This is a genomic window from Phytobacter cepae, from assembly GCF_054165735.1.
Map to the genome: position 1 here is coordinate 832,759 of NZ_CM135107.1, position 14,834 is coordinate 847,592.

General features: G+C 55.4%; 13 protein-coding genes. 9 read left to right on the forward strand and 4 right to left on the reverse strand.

The window, feature by feature from the left end:
- Positions 1-225 precede the first annotated feature (225 nt).
- A complete protein-coding gene (locus tag ACUY4Q_RS03980; protein ID WP_458045793.1) occupies positions 226-2,376 on the forward strand; it encodes an ornithine decarboxylase in 2,151 nt (716 codons plus the stop codon).
- A gap of 238 nt (positions 2,377-2,614) precedes the next feature.
- Here ACUY4Q_RS03980 and ACUY4Q_RS03985 read toward each other — a convergent pair whose 3' ends face one another.
- Both ACUY4Q_RS03985 and ACUY4Q_RS03990 read right to left on the reverse strand, forming a co-directional pair.
- The gene (locus ACUY4Q_RS03985) at positions 2,615-3,313 is read right to left on the reverse strand and encodes a response regulator (RefSeq protein WP_458045794.1); all 699 of its coding nucleotides are present in this window, start codon (positions 3,311-3,313) and stop codon (positions 2,615-2,617) included.
- Positions 3,303-4,946, reverse strand: a complete 1,644-nt coding sequence (locus ACUY4Q_RS03990) for an ATP-binding protein (protein ID WP_458045795.1) — start codon at positions 4,944-4,946, stop codon at positions 3,303-3,305. The genes ACUY4Q_RS03985 and ACUY4Q_RS03990 overlap by 11 nt, the downstream gene beginning before the upstream one ends.
- A gap of 330 nt (positions 4,947-5,276) precedes the next feature.
- Between ACUY4Q_RS03990 and ACUY4Q_RS03995 the strand changes: the two genes are divergently transcribed.
- The 8 genes from ACUY4Q_RS03995 to citG are packed head-to-tail and all read left to right on the forward strand — an operon-like array spanning position 5,277 to position 12,650.
- Positions 5,277-6,641: a 2-hydroxycarboxylate transporter family protein gene (locus ACUY4Q_RS03995; RefSeq protein ID WP_458045796.1), complete on the forward strand. Its 1,365-nt coding sequence runs from the start codon at positions 5,277-5,279 to the stop codon at positions 6,639-6,641.
- Positions 6,642-6,663: 22 nt separating this feature from the next.
- Complete coding sequence (locus tag ACUY4Q_RS04000) at positions 6,664-7,530, forward strand: fumarylacetoacetate hydrolase family protein (RefSeq protein ID WP_458045797.1); 867 nt, start codon at positions 6,664-6,666, stop codon at positions 7,528-7,530.
- Between the two features lie 16 nt (positions 7,531-7,546).
- Positions 7,547-8,566 carry a [citrate (pro-3S)-lyase] ligase gene (gene citC / locus ACUY4Q_RS04005; protein WP_458045798.1) on the forward strand — a complete coding sequence of 340 codons (1,020 nt, stop codon included), beginning with the start codon at positions 7,547-7,549 and terminating at the stop codon, positions 8,564-8,566.
- A 19-nt stretch (positions 8,567-8,585) separates the two neighbouring features.
- Positions 8,586-8,879, forward strand: a complete 294-nt coding sequence (citD, locus tag ACUY4Q_RS04010; RefSeq protein ID WP_458045799.1) for a citrate lyase acyl carrier protein — start codon at positions 8,586-8,588, stop codon at positions 8,877-8,879.
- A complete protein-coding gene (citE, locus tag ACUY4Q_RS04015; RefSeq protein ID WP_458045800.1) occupies positions 8,876-9,751 on the forward strand; it encodes a citrate (pro-3S)-lyase subunit beta in 876 nt (291 codons plus the stop codon). The genes citD and citE overlap by 4 nt, the downstream gene beginning before the upstream one ends.
- Before the next feature lie 10 nt (positions 9,752-9,761).
- A complete protein-coding gene (gene citF / locus ACUY4Q_RS04020; protein WP_458045801.1) occupies positions 9,762-11,288 on the forward strand; it encodes a citrate lyase subunit alpha in 1,527 nt (508 codons plus the stop codon).
- On the forward strand, positions 11,285-11,824 hold the full coding sequence (gene citX / locus ACUY4Q_RS04025) for a citrate lyase holo-[acyl-carrier protein] synthase (protein ID WP_458045802.1): 540 nt from the start codon (positions 11,285-11,287) through the stop codon (positions 11,822-11,824). Before citF ends, citX begins: the two co-directional genes overlap by 4 nt.
- A complete protein-coding gene (gene citG / locus ACUY4Q_RS04030; protein WP_458045803.1) occupies positions 11,802-12,650 on the forward strand; it encodes a triphosphoribosyl-dephospho-CoA synthase CitG in 849 nt (282 codons plus the stop codon). Before citX ends, citG begins: the two co-directional genes overlap by 23 nt.
- Positions 12,651-12,678: 28 nt before the next feature.
- Here citG and ACUY4Q_RS04035 read toward each other — a convergent pair whose 3' ends face one another.
- Positions 12,679-13,353, reverse strand: a complete 675-nt coding sequence (locus ACUY4Q_RS04035) for a class I SAM-dependent methyltransferase (protein ID WP_458045804.1) — start codon at positions 13,351-13,353, stop codon at positions 12,679-12,681.
- Between the two features lie 161 nt (positions 13,354-13,514).
- Positions 13,515-14,774, reverse strand: a complete 1,260-nt coding sequence (locus ACUY4Q_RS04040; RefSeq protein WP_458045805.1) for a nucleoside permease — start codon at positions 14,772-14,774, stop codon at positions 13,515-13,517.
- Positions 14,775-14,834: the final 60 nt, after the last annotated feature.

Consider the following 14,834-nt stretch of genomic DNA (forward strand, 5'->3'; position numbering starts at 1 on the left):
GCATTGCACCCCTGCATGCATGTTCACCCGTGCAATTTTATCCCATACTTCTCTCACCATGCGGTGAGGCTAGCGGACGCTCACTTCAGGACAACATTAAAATCAGAGCCTATCTGCTTTTACTGATGTCTGGCGGTCGGAGCGGGTTCCAGTCAGACACGTTCGTTGGGTGAAGCAAACGCATCATCCGGGGCCTTTTTTCCCCTGAAACGGGTAAGTGTGCTTATGAAAACAATGAAAATTGCCGTCAGCCGAGAGCTGATCTCCACCCTGTCTACGCACCGTGAAAAGGTGACCCTCGACAGCACCGACTTTACGGATGTGGCGGCAGTCGTCATTACGCGGGCAGAGAGCCGTAGCGGCATTCTGGCTTTGCTCAAACGGACGGGCTTTAACCTGCCGGTATTTTTGTTCGACGGTGAAACCGAGGAACGGCCGGATGGCGTCACGGCCGTTATCGACGGTAAAGATCAGGACTGGCTGGAGCTGGAAGCGGCGGCGTGCGACTACGAAGACGACCTGCTGCCACCGTTTTTCGATACCCTGCGCCAGTACGTAGAGATGAGAAATGACACCTTCGCCTGCCCGGGTCATCAGCACGGTGAATTTTTCAAGAAACATCCGGCAGGCAGGCAGTTCTATGACTTTTTCGGTGAAAACGTTTTTCGTGCCGATATGTGTAACGCCGACGTCAAACTGGGCGACCTGCTCATTCATGAAGGCTCTGCGAAACATGCGCAAAAGTTCGCGGCGAAAGTCTTCAATGCCGACAAAACCTACTTTGTACTGAACGGTACCTCAGCGGCCAACAAAGTGGTGACCAATGCGCTACTCACCCGTGGCGATCTGGTACTGTTTGACCGCAATAACCACAAATCTAACCACCACGGCGCCCTGATCCAGGCCGGGGCAACGCCGGTCTATCTCGAAGCCTCCCGCAACCCGTTCGGTTTTATTGGCGGCATTGACGATCACTGCTTTGATGAGAAATACCTGCGTGAGTTGATCCGCGACGTGGCACCGGAAAAAGCTAATCAGCCGCGTCCGTTCCGCCTCGCGGTGATCCAGCTCGGTACTTACGACGGCACAATCTACAACGCCCGTCAGGTTATCGACAAAATCGGCACGCTCTGCGACTACATCCTGTTTGACTCCGCCTGGGTGGGCTATGAGCAGTTCATCCCGATGATGGCGGACACCTCGCCGCTGCTGCTGGAGCTGAACGAAAACGATCCGGGGATCTTCGTTACCCAGTCCGTGCACAAACAGCAGGCCGGATTCTCGCAAACCTCGCAGATCCATAAAAAGGATAACCATCTGCGCGGCCAGGCCCGTTTTTGCCCACATAAGCGCCTGAACAATGCCTTTATGCTGCACGCCTCGACCAGCCCGTTTTACCCGCTGTTTGCCGCACTCGATGTGAACGCCAAAATCCATCAGGGCGAGAGCGGCCGCCGTTTGTGGGCTGAGTGTGTGGAAGTGGGCATCGAAGCGCGTAAATCGATCATCGCCAACTGCAAGATGATCCAGCCGTTTGTGCCGCCGGACATCGCCGGCCGCCCGTGGCAGGATCATCCGACAGAGGTGATCGCCAGTGAGCGTCGTTTCTTCAGCTTTGAGCCGGGGGCCCGTTGGCATGGTTTTGATGGCTACGCCCAGGATCAGTATTTTGTTGATCCCTGCAAGCTGCTGCTGACCACGCCGGGAATCGATGCGCAAACAGGTGAGTACACGGAGTTTGGTATTCCGGCGACGATTCTGGCGAACTACCTGCGTGAGAACGGCATTGTGCCGGAAAAATGCGATCTCAACTCGATCCTGTTCCTGCTGACCCCGGCAGAAAGCACGGCGAAAATGGCCCATCTGGTGGCGATGCTGGCGCAGTTTGAGCGGCATATTGAAGATGACACGCCGCTGGCAGCGGTACTACCGACCATCTACAACAAGTACCCGGTACGCTACCGTGATTATACGATCCGCCAGCTGTGCCAGGAGATGCACGATCTTTACGTCAGCTTTGATGTGAAAGATCTGCAAAAAGAGATGTTCCGTAAGGCGAGCTTCCCGGCAGTGGCCGTTAACCCGCAGGATGCGCATCAGGAGTATATTCGCGGCAACGTGGATCTGGTGCGTATCAGCGAGGCGGAAGGGCGCATTGCCGCTGAAGGCGCACTGCCGTATCCGCCGGGCGTGTTGTGCGTGGTGCCCGGTGAAGTGTGGGGCGGCGCGGTACAGCGCTACTTCCTTGCGCTGGAAGAGGGCGTTAACCTGCTGCCGGGCTTCTCACCGGAGTTGCAGGGGGTGTACTCCGAGACGGATGCCGACGGGATTAAGCGGTTATATGGGAACGTGCTGAAGCAGCCCGCTGCGGTCTGATGCTTTCCTCTGCGGCCTGATGCCCTCACCCCGGCCCTCTCCCACGGGGAGAGGGAGAAAAGCAGGCTCGATCGGTTCCCTCTCCCACGGGGAGAGGGAGAAAAGCAGGCTCGAACGGTTCCCTCTCCCACGGGGAGAGGGAGAAAGGCGGAGTGTGAGGTCTACTAGATCGCACAGAACAGTCCCCTCGCCCCTTTGGGGAGAGGGCCAGGGTGAGGGGGAAACCCGCGCACAATCCCTACGCACTCTCTCCAGTCCGGCGGTACATCCTTCTTGGATGCCCAATTTTGCCGTACTGCATCTCTACCGCTAAATACCCCGACTCTACGCCGTGCTCCAGGTAACGGCGGGCAGTGGTTTTGCTCAGACCCGTCTCCACCACCACTTCATCGACCGAGAAACAGCGCTCACCGGCATCGGCAAACAGGGTCTGCACGCGCGAAAGCGTATTCTCCTCAATCCCCTTGCTGCCGTTATCCAGCTTGTAATTCTTCGCCTGCAACTGATAGAGCGAATCCACGTTCTGCTGATCGACAATCTTCCACACCCGCTGCTGCTCGGTGAACTGCACAAAGCGCTCCAGCGACTGGCTGAGCCGCTTCCACGACACGGGTTTGAGAATATAGTCAAAAGCCCCATTGCGAATGGCCTGGCTACAGGTGTCCATATCGCTGGCGGCGGTAATAAAAATCACCGAACAGTTGGCGCGAATAACCATCGGGTCACTGATAAGCGTGATCCCTTTGCCGTCCGGCAGATAGTTATCGAGCAACACCAACTGCGGCTGCTTGCTGGTAAGCTGCGCCTTCGCCTCTGCCAGAGAAGTCGCAATGCCTACCAGCCGCAAACGCGGATGTTTACCGATAAGTTCAGCATGAAGCTGCGCCAGTTCGTTTTCATCTTCTACTATCAGCACATCTATCTGTTCATGTCGCATTATTCTGCTCTTCCAGCGTCATATCGGGGCATTGTCGTTGTACATGACCCGTTTCAGGAATAAACAAAGAGAAAATCGTTCCACGCGGCGCGTTATCAGAAACTTCGATCGTACCGCCGACCTGGGTGACATAGCTCGCGATCAGATACAGGCCAATGCCATGATCGCCACTGCGCTTGGTGGTCATCCCGCGTTCAAAAATTCGATGGCGAATCTCCGGGGCGATCCCTACACCGCGATCGGCCACTTCAATGATCAGCTCCCGTTCATTTTGCAGGATCAACACCTCAACCGGATCGTGCGGCAGCGCCGCGCGTTGCGTCGCTTCGATGGCGTTATCCAGCAAATTGCCAATGATCGAGATAAGCTCGGCTTCGGCCAGCGAATGGGCCGGTCTTGCCATCTGGCAACTGGGATCAAACGTCAGTTCGACTCCTTTTTCCCGGGCGCGCGCCGCTTTGCCCAGCAGCAGGCCACAGAGCGTAGGCGAGTGGAAGCGGGACGAGATAAAGTCGAGCAGCTCCTGGGCATGTTCCGACTGCGCCTGGATGTAACGTATCGCGTCATCATAGCGCTCCATGTGTAACAGGCCGGAGAGGGTCGTCATTCTGTTCAATTGCTCATGGCGCATGATGCGCAGGTTATCGACATAACGTTTCACCTGACTCAACTGGGCGCTAAGGCTATCGATCTCATTGCGATCGCGAAAAGTGATCACCCAGCCCTGTAACTTGTCTTCCAGCATAATGCGCACGCGGCTGGCGATCACCGTCACGTGGTTGAAGCGACAAATCTCATCATGGGTATCTTTTTCCAGCATTCGATCGCGGGAAAAGAAGGGCACGCCGGGGATCAGCTCGGTGATCAACTGCCCGCGCAGCGCCCGCGTCGGCTGGCTCAGACTCAGCAGTTTCCTGGCGGCCTGGTTGATCACTTCGATGCGCAGGTTGCTGTCGATGGCGATCACCCCTTCATAAATCGACTCCATCATTGCTTTTTGCTGACGCACCAGCAGGCCGATTTCGCGCGGTTCCAGCGAGAAAATCTGTTTTTTGATGCTGCGGGTAAAGAACCACGAGAAAACAAACAGCGCCGCCAGCAGCAGCACGGCAGCAATAAAGATGTTGATCGCTTTGCCAAGCGTTATGGTATCGAGATAGCTGGTGAGATAGCCCACTGAAACTATCCCGATAACCTGACCTGTATCGTTAAAGATCGGTGCTTTACTGCGTAGAGAAATACCCAGCCCGCCCTGGCGAATGGTGGTCAGGCTTTTTCCCTGCAACACATCCTGATTATCCCCCCCGACCAATAAGGTGCCGACCCGGTCTTCATAAACAGAATGGTAAAGATGAATGCCTTTATTATCGCCAATCACGATAAAGCTGGCGTCACTACGTGCAACGACTTTCTGCATAAAACTTGAAATGGCGGCAATATCTTTTTCAGCAACCGACTTGCGTAAACTCGGAATAATCGCTATTTCTTCAGCTTGTATTTTTGCTCGTACGCTCATTTCCTGATAAAGCTGACGACCGACGTCAATATAATAATAGCTACCCAGTAAGATGAACAAACCAGAGAAAAAAAGCACCAGCGATATAAAGAGTTTAATCTGGAACGACAGTTTCATGATTTCACGCAAGAGCATCAAAAACAGCAATGTAACATCTTTCTCTTTGCCGGGGGCGAGTTTACTGGAAACTTGTGATCCTTTGCACAGCTGATGGCGACGGTCACTGATAAAGAAACAGAGATTTTCTGGAAATGTTATTAATTTGTTTTTTAATATAAAGAAACCATAAAAACCACGAAAATAATTACGGTGTTAATCACACTAAATAAAAGAAACCTTAAAAACCATAGATGCCATTAAAACTCCGGTTTTATTATGCAGCACCTCACATATTGTTGACGGTCAGCCCTTTACTCTGATGCTGCAAAATAACCAAGGGGCTTAATAATGAGCACAACTGACGATTCTTTTTCAATTACCTCTGAATCGCTATCGATTCAAAAAACATCCCTGAAAGACAGATGGTGGCACATCATGGATACCTGGAAGGTCGGGATTATTCCATTGCCGTTATTTGTTCTCGCTGGCGCATTAATTGCGGTGGATTGCCTGGGCGGAAAATTACCCAGTGACATCGTGGTGATGGTCGCCACCCTGGCGTTCTTCGGCTTCGCCTGTGGTGAATTCGGTAAACGTCTGCCGATTGTCGGCAAACTGGGTGCGGCAGCCATCTGCGCCACCTTCATCCCGTCTGCGATGGTCTATTATGGCCTGCTGCCGGACGTGGTGGTGGAATCCACCACCAAGTTCTATAAATCGACCAACATTCTGTACCTCTATATCTGCTGCATTATTGTGGGCAGTATCATGAGCATGAATCGCACCACGCTGATTCAGGGCTTCCTGCGTATTTTCTTCCCGATGCTGTGCGGCGAGATCGTCGGCATGATCGTGGGCATGAGCGTTGGCATGCTGCTCGGCCTTGAACCGTTCCAGATCTTCTTCTTTATTATTCTGCCGATTATGGCAGGCGGCGTAGGCGAAGGGGCGATTCCTCTTTCTATTGGTTACGCCACTATTCTGCATATGGATCAGGGTGTTGCGTTGGGTCGCGTGCTGCCGATGGTGATGCTGGGTGGGCTGACCGCCATCATTATCTCCGGTTGCCTGAACCAACTGGGTAAACGCTTCCCGCACCTGACCGGTGAAGGCCAGTTGATGCCCGATCAACCGAACAGCGCTGAGAAGTCAACGCCTGCGCCAGCGTTCAGCGGCAAAGCGGACGTCACCACCATCGCGTCCGGCGCACTGCTGGCGGTACTGCTCTATATGCTGGGCATGCTGGGCCACAAACTAATTGGTCTGCCTGCACCGGTTGGCATGCTGTTCATGGCGGTGCTGGTCAAGCTGGTTCACGGCGTTTCGCCGAAAATCCTTGAAGGCTCGCAGGTCGTTTACAAATTCTTCCAGACCTCCGTGACCTACCCCATCCTCTTCGCGGTCGGTGTGGCTATTACCCCATGGCAGGAGCTGGTGCACGCGTTCACGCTGACCAACCTGCTGGTTATCGTCAGCACCGTGTCCGCGCTGGTCGCCACCGGCTTCTTCGTCGGTAAAAAAATCGGTATGCATCCGATTGATGTTGCCATCGTCTCCTGCTGTCAGAGCGGGCAGGGTGGTACCGGGGATGTTGCCATCCTCACTGCAGGTAACCGTATGAGCCTGATGCCGTTCGCGCAGATTGCTACCCGTATCGGCGGTGCAATCAACGTCTCGATATCGCTTCTGGTCCTCGGCAACTTCCTCGTTTGATTCATGTGTTACAGGAACTGATATGAAACTCGCAAGCTTTGTCCATCAGGGGATCCGCAGTTACGGGATCGTGAAAGCGGATGGTGTGGTCGATCTGGGCCGCCGTCTGGGGGATCGTTACAGCGATCTGAAATCACTGCTCGCCGCCGACGCGGTCAATGAAGCCCAGCAGTGGTTCGGTGAGAAACCGGATTTCGGCTTCGATGCGCTGGAATTTTTGCCGGTCATCGATAACCCCGGAAAAATTCTTTGTGTTGGCATGAACTATGCCGAAAAACGCAAAGAGTTTGACCAGCATAACCCGGCGCCAACGCTGTTCATCCGCTTCGCTGATTCACAAACCGGCCACCAGACACCCGTCCTCAAGCCGCGCCACTCCAGGGAGTTTGACTATGAGGGCGAGCTGGCGGTGATCATCGGTAAAAGCGGTGAAAACATCTCTCGCGAAGCGGCATTAGGTCACGTTGCCGGTTACAGCTGCTACATGGACGGTTCTGCTCGCGACTGGCAGCACACCTGGTTTACCGCCGGTAAAAACTGGCGTCAGACCGGTGCGTTCGGACCGTGGATGACCACGGCGGATGAGATCCCTGACCCGCATCAACTGGCGATCCGCACCTGGCTGAATGGCCGCATGGTGCAAGAGGACAACACCGCCAGCATGATCCACAAGGTGGCAGAGCTTATCGAGTACATCAGTACCTTTACCCGCCTGAACGCCGGTGACGTGATCATCACCGGTTCGCCGGGTGGCGTTGGCAAAAAACGCACCCCGCCGCTGTTCATGAACGCCGGGGATCGCATTGAAGTCGAGATCGAAAACATCGGTCATCTCAGCAATGTGATCATGGATGCGCCAGCGCAGCAATCTCTGGCGGCCGCGCACTAAGGAAACAGGCGAGAAAATGCAAGCACAACTCCCCATCGATTTTCGCGTCGCAGACGTAGCCAGCGGATCGCAGCGTTTTATGCAGATTCGCTCTCTGCTCGCGGACAGCGGCTTAGGGCTGGACAGTGATATCACCACCTTCGTTGAAGCCTGGTCCGGTACCCGGCTGGTGGGGTGTGCGGGTCTGACCGCCAACGTCATCAAATGTGTTGCGGTGGATGAATCCCTGCGGGGAGAAAACCTCAGCGCACGTCTGCTGGCGGAGGTGGAGCACCTGGCGCTGGCACGGGGCCATTTCCATCTGTTCCTGTGCACGCGCCCTTGTAACCGGGAGCGCTTTGCGCATAGCGGATTCTGGCCCATCGCCCAGAGCGGCAACAATGCCGTGCTCATGGAAAACACGCCGTCGGGCATCAGCCGCTATTGCCGCTCGCTTGGGCACCTGCGCGTTGCCGGAGAACGTATCGGGGCGATCGTCATGAACGCGAACCCCTTTACGCTCGGGCACCGTCACCTGGTGGAGCAGGCAGCAAAATCCTGTGACCACTTACATCTGTTCGTGGTGCAGGAAGATGCCTCCTTTTTCCCGTTCAAGGCGCGGATGCAGATGGTGAGAGCGGGGGTTGCGCACCTGTCCAACGTCACCGTTCACGCCGGTTCAGAGTACATCATCTCCCGGGCGACCTTTCCGGCCTATTTCCTTAAAGAGAGCGGAAAAGTTCAGCAGGCGTGGAGTGAGATCGACGTGTTGATTTTCCGCAACCATATTGCGCCTGCACTGGGTATTACTCACCGCTTTATCGGTTCGGAGCCGTTTTGCGACATTACCCGCCAGTACAACCAGACCATGCAAAGTCTGCTGACGGGAGCGGTTGAGGTGGTTGAGATCCCGCGCATCAAAGCCACGGGCAATGCCATCTCTGCCTCAGAAGTTCGGCGTTTACTGAAAACGCAGCAGTTTTCCCGTATTCGGGAAATCGTACCGGATACCACTTTCGCGCACCTTGAAATGCATTACAGCGCGGAAGTCGCTTAAAAAACTCAGGACATAAAATATGAAAATTGTTAGGGAGGCGCTGGCCGGGACCCTGGAATCCAGCGACCTGATGGTGAAAATAGCCCCTGCCGAAGGTGAGCTGGACATCGTCATCCACAGTGAAGTGATTAAGCAGTTCGGCGACCAGATTCGTGAGGTCGTGGTGACCACGCTACGCAATATGGATGTCCACCAGGGCGTCATCATTATTGAAGACAAAGGTGCGCTGGACTGTGTTATCCGTGCCCGTCTGCAAGGCGCTATTCTGCGCGCCAGCGACAGTGACAATATCAATTGGGAGAAACTGCTATGAAAAAACTCCGTCGTAGCATGCTGTTTCTCCCCGGCGCCAATGCCGCCATGCTCTCCACCGCCTTTATCTACCGCCCGGACTCCATCATGTTCGATCTGGAAGATGCGGTGGCCCTGCGTGAAAAAGACACCGCCCGCGTGCTGGTGTTCCACGCCCTGCAGCACCCAATGTACAAAGACATCGAAACCGTGGTGCGTATTAACCCGCTCAATACGCCGTTTGGCCTGAAAGATCTGGAAGCCGTGGTTCGCGCTGGCGTGGACGTGGTGCGTCTGCCGAAGACCGACACGCCGGAGGATATTTACGAGCTGGAACGGCATCTCGAACGTATTGAACAGGAATGTGGGCGTGAAATCGGCTCCACGCGTGTAATGGCGGCTATCGAGTCGGCAATCGGCGTGATCAATGCGGTGGCGATCGCCCGCAGCTCTCAGCGTCTGATCGGCATTGCGCTGGCGGCGTTCGATTACGTCATGGACATGCAAACCGAACGTGGCGACGGTACCGAACTCTTCTATGCCCGTTGTGCCGTACTGCATGCAGCCCGTGCCGCCGGTATCGATGCCTTTGACGTGGTGTGGTCAGATTTGAACGACGAAGCGGGTTTCCTGCGCGAAGTCGAACTGATCCGCAAAATGGGCTTCAACGGTAAGTCACTGATCAACCCGCGGCAGATCGATCTGTTGCACAACGCCTATGCGCCCACTCAGCAGGAAGTCGATCACGCGAAGCGCGTTATTGAAGCGGCCGAAGAGGGCGAACGTAACGGGCTTGGCGTGGTCTCGCTGAACGGCAAAATGATCGACGGCCCCATCATTAACCACGCGCAGGTTGTACTCGAACGTGCCGCCGCGTCCGGCGTGCGTCGGTAAGGACAGAATCATGAATCAGACAGAGCTTCTTCACATTAACTTTCCACACCTGCGTGACTTAAAACCCTTTGATACGGCCCACAGCGCAACGCCCTGGCTTGCAGATGTTGCGAGTAAACATAACCGTAAACTGTGTGCCACCCTCGACGATGCCATTGCCCGCAGCGGCCTGAAAGACGGGATGACCATTTCGTTCCATCACGCGTTTCGTGAAGGCGACCGGGTGATTAATAACGTCGTGGCGGCCCTTGCGCGGCTGGGTTTCAAAAACCTGACGCTGGCGTCCAGTTCGCTAATGACCTGTAACGACAGCCTGATCGAGCATATCCAGAATGGCGTGATCGCCCGCATCTACACCTCCGGGATGCGCGGCAAGCTGGCCGACGCTATCTCTCACGGCCTGATGCAAGAGCCGGTGCAAATTCACTCCCACGGCGGTCGCGTCAAGCTGTTGCAGGACGGTGAGCTGAACATTGATGTGGCGTTTCTCGGCGTACCCTGCAGCGATGAGTTTGGTAATGCCAACGGCACGCACGGTAAATCCTCCTGCGGTTCGCTGGGCTATGCGATGGTCGATGCCCAGTTCGCCAACAAAGTGGTGCTGCTGACCGAAGAACTGGTGCCGTTCCCGAACATGCCGGCAAGCCTGGTGCAGGATCAGGTGGACTACATCGTGCAGGTGGAGAGCGTGGGTGACCCGGCGAAAATCAGCGTCGGTGCGGCCCGTGTGACCAGCAACCCGCGTGAGCTGATGATTGCCCGCTATGCGGCAGACGTAATCGAACATTCCGGCTATTTCAAAGACGGCTTCTCGATGCAGACCGGCTCCGGTGCGGCGGCCACCGCCTGTACGCGCTTTATGGAAGAGAAGATGGAGCGCAGTGGGGTGAAGGCGAGCTTCGCGCTGGGCGGTATTACCGGCGGCCTGGTCTCCTTGCATGAAAAGGGGCTGGTGGCGAAGCTGCTGGATACCCAGTGTTTTGACAGCGAAGCAGCGGCCTCTTTAGCACGTAACCCCAATCATGTAGAAATCTCCACTAACGTCTATGCCAATCCCGGCAGCAAGGCCGCCTGCTGCGACCAACTGGATGTGGTGATCCTCAGTGCGCTGGAAATTGACGTCGATTTTAACGTCAACGTGATTACCGGCTCCGATGGCGTGATGCGCGGTGCCTCTGGCGGCCACTGCGACGTGGCGGCGTCTGCCAATTTAACCATCGTGGTGGCACCTTTGCTGCGTACCCGCATACCGACGGTGGTGAAGCGTGTGACCACGTTGCTGACGCCGGGTGAGAGCATTGATGTGCTGGTCACTGACCACGGCATTGCGGTGAACCCGGCGCGCCCGGAAATCCGCGAACGGCTGGTGGCCGCCGGGCTGAAGGTGGTGGACATCGAAGCGCTCTATGAGCGTGCGATTTCCCTGACCGGTACACCGAAACCGATTGAATTCACCGACCGCATTGTGGGGGTGATTCGCTACCGTGATGGCAGCGTGATTGACGTTGTCCATCAGGTGAAGGAGAACAATGCATGACCGTACTGACGCCCGAAAGAGCGGGCGTCAGCCTTGATGCTCTGCTGGCCTCGAAAGAGGCCCGTGCAGCGCGCCAGGCTGACTGGCTCACTCATTATCAACACCCGGTTATCTCGCTCACGCTGGTGACGCCGGGCGCGCACAAAGACAGCATTCGTTATCGCAATACCATGGGGGTTGCCCTGCAGGCCTGCGATCAGCTGTTGTGGCAAAACCACTGGGCGGTGTTGGACCGCCAGGTGTTATGGCTACCGACCGGGCCCGAAGCGCTGTGGTGTGTTGACCACACGGCGGTAGAAATCAAAGCCCAGTGCGTGGCGATGGAGCAGTCTCACCCGCTTGGCAGATTGTGGGACTTTGACGTCCTGTGCCCGAAACAGGGGCAGGTTGGCCGCCAGTCGCTGGATCTCACCACGCGTCGTTGCCTGGTGTGTGATGAACCGGGTCACGGCTGCGCCCGCTCGCGTCGTCACCCTCTCAACGAGGTGGTCGATCGTGTGGAGAAGATGATAGATGTCTGGTTCGCTCGCGACTAAGCTCGCCCGCTTTGACGTCGCGGGAGTGGCGGCGATGGCGTTACGTCTTGAACTCAATCTCACTCCCAAGCCGGGGCTGGTGGATCTGGCGAACAACGGTTCGCACTGCGATATGGATCATGCGATGTTTTTACGCAGTATCGCGGCCATCGCGCCCTGGTTTCGCGTTTTTGAAAAAGCCGGTTTTGAACATGCCCTCAAACCTGCCAGTGAGCAACTGCGCTTGCTACGCCCCGCAGGCATGGCCTGTGAACAGGCGATGTTTGAGGCTACGGGGGGCGTGAACACGCATAAAGGCGGCATATTTTCTCTCGGGCTTATCTGTTTTGCTGCGGGGCGACTGCGGGGGCAAAACCGTCTGGTGTGCGCCGAATCCGTCTGCCAGCAGGTCAGTGAAATCTGTAAAGGCCTGGTGGCGCGAGAACTGGCTTCACGCTCTCATGCGGTGACGGCGGGTGAAATTCAGTATCAACAGTATGGCCTGACGGGGGCGCGCGGTGAGGTTGAACAAGGGTTCCCGACCGTGCGGCAACACGTCCTACCCTTCTGGTTTAACGAGTCCGGTGAGCGGCGTTATCACCACGCCCTGTTGCGCTTAATGGCGGCGAATCTCGACAGTAACCTGGTCTCACGCGGCGGCATTGACGGACTGTACTTTGTGCAGCGCTACGCGACCTCACTGCTCAAAAATGGCTGGGATATAGAGCGATTACACGAGATGGACAACGCACTCATGAGCCGAAATTTGAGTCCGGGGGGCAGCGCGGATTTGCTGGCGGTGTCTTATGTATTAGCAACCCTGGGCCAGGGCGTTAGCATAGGGTAGGGGCCCTGATGGCCCCGATGTCGGGAGATTATCGTTTTTGCAGCAGATAACTGGTTTCGAAACCTGGTAGGCTGCCGATAACATCGAAATCCTTGAAATACCCCCCCGCACGCAGCAGATCAACCGCCGGGCCGACTTCGGGTGAATATTGCCAGTCACGGTAATCGTCAAAGACGATAAAGCCACCTGAGACCACGGTCGGAGAATAGAGCAGGAAGTCGACCAGAACATGGCGACCTTCGTGACCGCCATCAATATGCAGCAGTACGGTTTGCGGTTTGAAGGCCAGCACGCGTTCAATACTCAACTCTGAGTAGCCACGCACCAGGTTCACCTGCGGGAACAGACGCTCATGGTAAAAACGCAGTTCGTTTTCTTGATTCGGTAACTCCATCGGGTCAACGCTAATAATCCGGCGCTTATGCTGGCAAATTTCGTTCATAAACGCGGTAGATTTGCCCTTCCAGACGCCGATTTCAATAATATCGCCCGCCACGTTGTTGTGCCCAAGCAACCAACATAAATAGCCCAGGCTTTTAACCTGATCGTGGAATGAGAGTTCACGACGCGGCATGGCCAACTCGTGAGGAAGTTCAGCCTGTGCCTGTTTAAGCGCTTCGCCGACCTTGTCCCAGGTGGTATCAATGATGTTTTTAATCTCAGGCGCTTCGAAGAAAACCCGTAAGTCGGCGATTTCTAGCATCGTTTTACCTTATCTATGGATTCAGAGGATGTGAATATTCGTAGGGTACGAATGTAGCACTGGCGGGTAACGGCAAGAGGGCAAATATGCCGGGTTTTGCTACGTAATTAGCGGGATTGAAGCAGAAAACGCCCTCTTCATGGCGAAGAGGGCGGTGGGGATTAATGCGTTACCGTCTGCTGTGAACCGGCAGCCTGAGGCACATGTTTGTATTTGAACAGGGCCATGAAGGCGAAGAGCAGAACCACGGAGTAGCCTGCGAAAATCAGCCACACGGATTTCCAGTCAGTCGCGCCGGCAACGGTGTACATCTCAACCACTTTACCGCTCGCCATACCGCCGAGGATACAGCCGAAGCCGTTGGTCATCATCAGCAGCATACCCTGCGCACTGGCGCGGATTGCCGGGTTGACTTCTTTCTCCACGAAGACGGAACCGGAGATGTTGAAGAAGTCGAACGCACAACCGTAAACGATCATCGAGAGCACCAGCAGCACGGTGCCGAACGGCGTTGGGTCACCGTAGGCAAACAGGCCGAAGCGCAGCATCCAGGCAACAATACTCATCAGCATCACGTTTTTGATACCGTAACGGCCAAGGAAGAACGGAATCGCCAGGATGAAGACGGTTTCAGAAATCTGCGAAATGGACATCAGCACCGAGGCGTGCGTCACGATGAAGCTATTCGCAAACAACGGGTTAGAGTCAAAACTATGCAGGAAGGTGTTACCAAACATATTGGTAATCTGCAGTTCTGCGCCGAGCAGCATGGAGAAGATGAAGAAGATGGCCATGCGTTTGTTTTTGAACAGCGCAAAGGCGTTCAGGCCCAGCATTTCCACCCAGGTCTGGTTCTTCTGGTTGTTGCTTACCGGTATGTGCGGCAGCGTCAGAGAGAACAGGCTCAGGGCCAGAGAAAGTGCAGCACCGATATAAAGCTGCATGTGGCTCAGTTCAAAGCCAGAGAAGCTCACCGCCCACATGGCCAGGATAAAGCCAATGGTGCCCCAGATGCGGATCGGCGGGAAGTCCTTAACGATATCGTAGCCGGCGTTTTGCAGACGGGCATAAGAGATGGTGTTAACCAGACCCAGGGTGGGCATGTACGCCAGTGAGTTGAGCAGGATAATGGCGAACATCGCCCCTGGCGTGGTCACGGTCGCCGCAACGCACAGGGTGATTGCGCCCACCAGGTGACAAATGGCGTAAACCCATTTTGCGCTAAGCCACTTGTCCGCCACGATGCCAAGCAGAGCAGGCATAAAGACGGAAGCAATACCCAGGGAGCTATAGACCGCGCCAATTTCCGCACCCTGGAATTTCAGGGTGACGAACATATAAGAGCCAAGCGTGGTCAGCCAGCTCCCCCACAGGCAGAACTGCAGGAAGATAATCACTTTAAGCTGCAGCTTAAGATTCATGTTAGTTTCCTCACCAAAGGAGTCTGATATACCCGTCATACTTCAAGCTGCATGTGCGTT

Bases quoted from the DNA above. Each gene is read 5' to 3' on its own strand.
- ACUY4Q_RS03980 (WP_458045793.1), top strand. From the start codon at position 226: ATGAAAACAATGAAAATTGCCGTCAGCCGAGAGCTGATCTCCACCCTG.
- ACUY4Q_RS03985 (WP_458045794.1), bottom strand. From the start codon at position 3,313: ATGCGACATGAACAGATAGATGTGCTGATAGTAGAAGATGAAAACGAA.
- ACUY4Q_RS03990 (WP_458045795.1), bottom strand. From the start codon at position 4,946: ATGAAACTGTCGTTCCAGATTAAACTCTTTATATCGCTGGTGCTTTTT.
- ACUY4Q_RS03995 (WP_458045796.1), top strand. From the start codon at position 5,277: ATGAGCACAACTGACGATTCTTTTTCAATTACCTCTGAATCGCTATCG.
- ACUY4Q_RS04000 (WP_458045797.1), top strand. From the start codon at position 6,664: ATGAAACTCGCAAGCTTTGTCCATCAGGGGATCCGCAGTTACGGGATC.
- citC (WP_458045798.1), top strand. From the start codon at position 7,547: ATGCAAGCACAACTCCCCATCGATTTTCGCGTCGCAGACGTAGCCAGC.
- citD (WP_458045799.1), top strand. From the start codon at position 8,586: ATGAAAATTGTTAGGGAGGCGCTGGCCGGGACCCTGGAATCCAGCGAC.
- citE (WP_458045800.1), top strand. From the start codon at position 8,876: ATGAAAAAACTCCGTCGTAGCATGCTGTTTCTCCCCGGCGCCAATGCC.
- citF (WP_458045801.1), top strand. From the start codon at position 9,762: ATGAATCAGACAGAGCTTCTTCACATTAACTTTCCACACCTGCGTGAC.
- citX (WP_458045802.1), top strand. From the start codon at position 11,285: ATGACCGTACTGACGCCCGAAAGAGCGGGCGTCAGCCTTGATGCTCTG.
- citG (WP_458045803.1), top strand. From the start codon at position 11,802: ATGTCTGGTTCGCTCGCGACTAAGCTCGCCCGCTTTGACGTCGCGGGA.
- ACUY4Q_RS04035 (WP_458045804.1), bottom strand. From the start codon at position 13,353: ATGCTAGAAATCGCCGACTTACGGGTTTTCTTCGAAGCGCCTGAGATT.
- ACUY4Q_RS04040 (WP_458045805.1), bottom strand. From the start codon at position 14,774: ATGAATCTTAAGCTGCAGCTTAAAGTGATTATCTTCCTGCAGTTCTGC.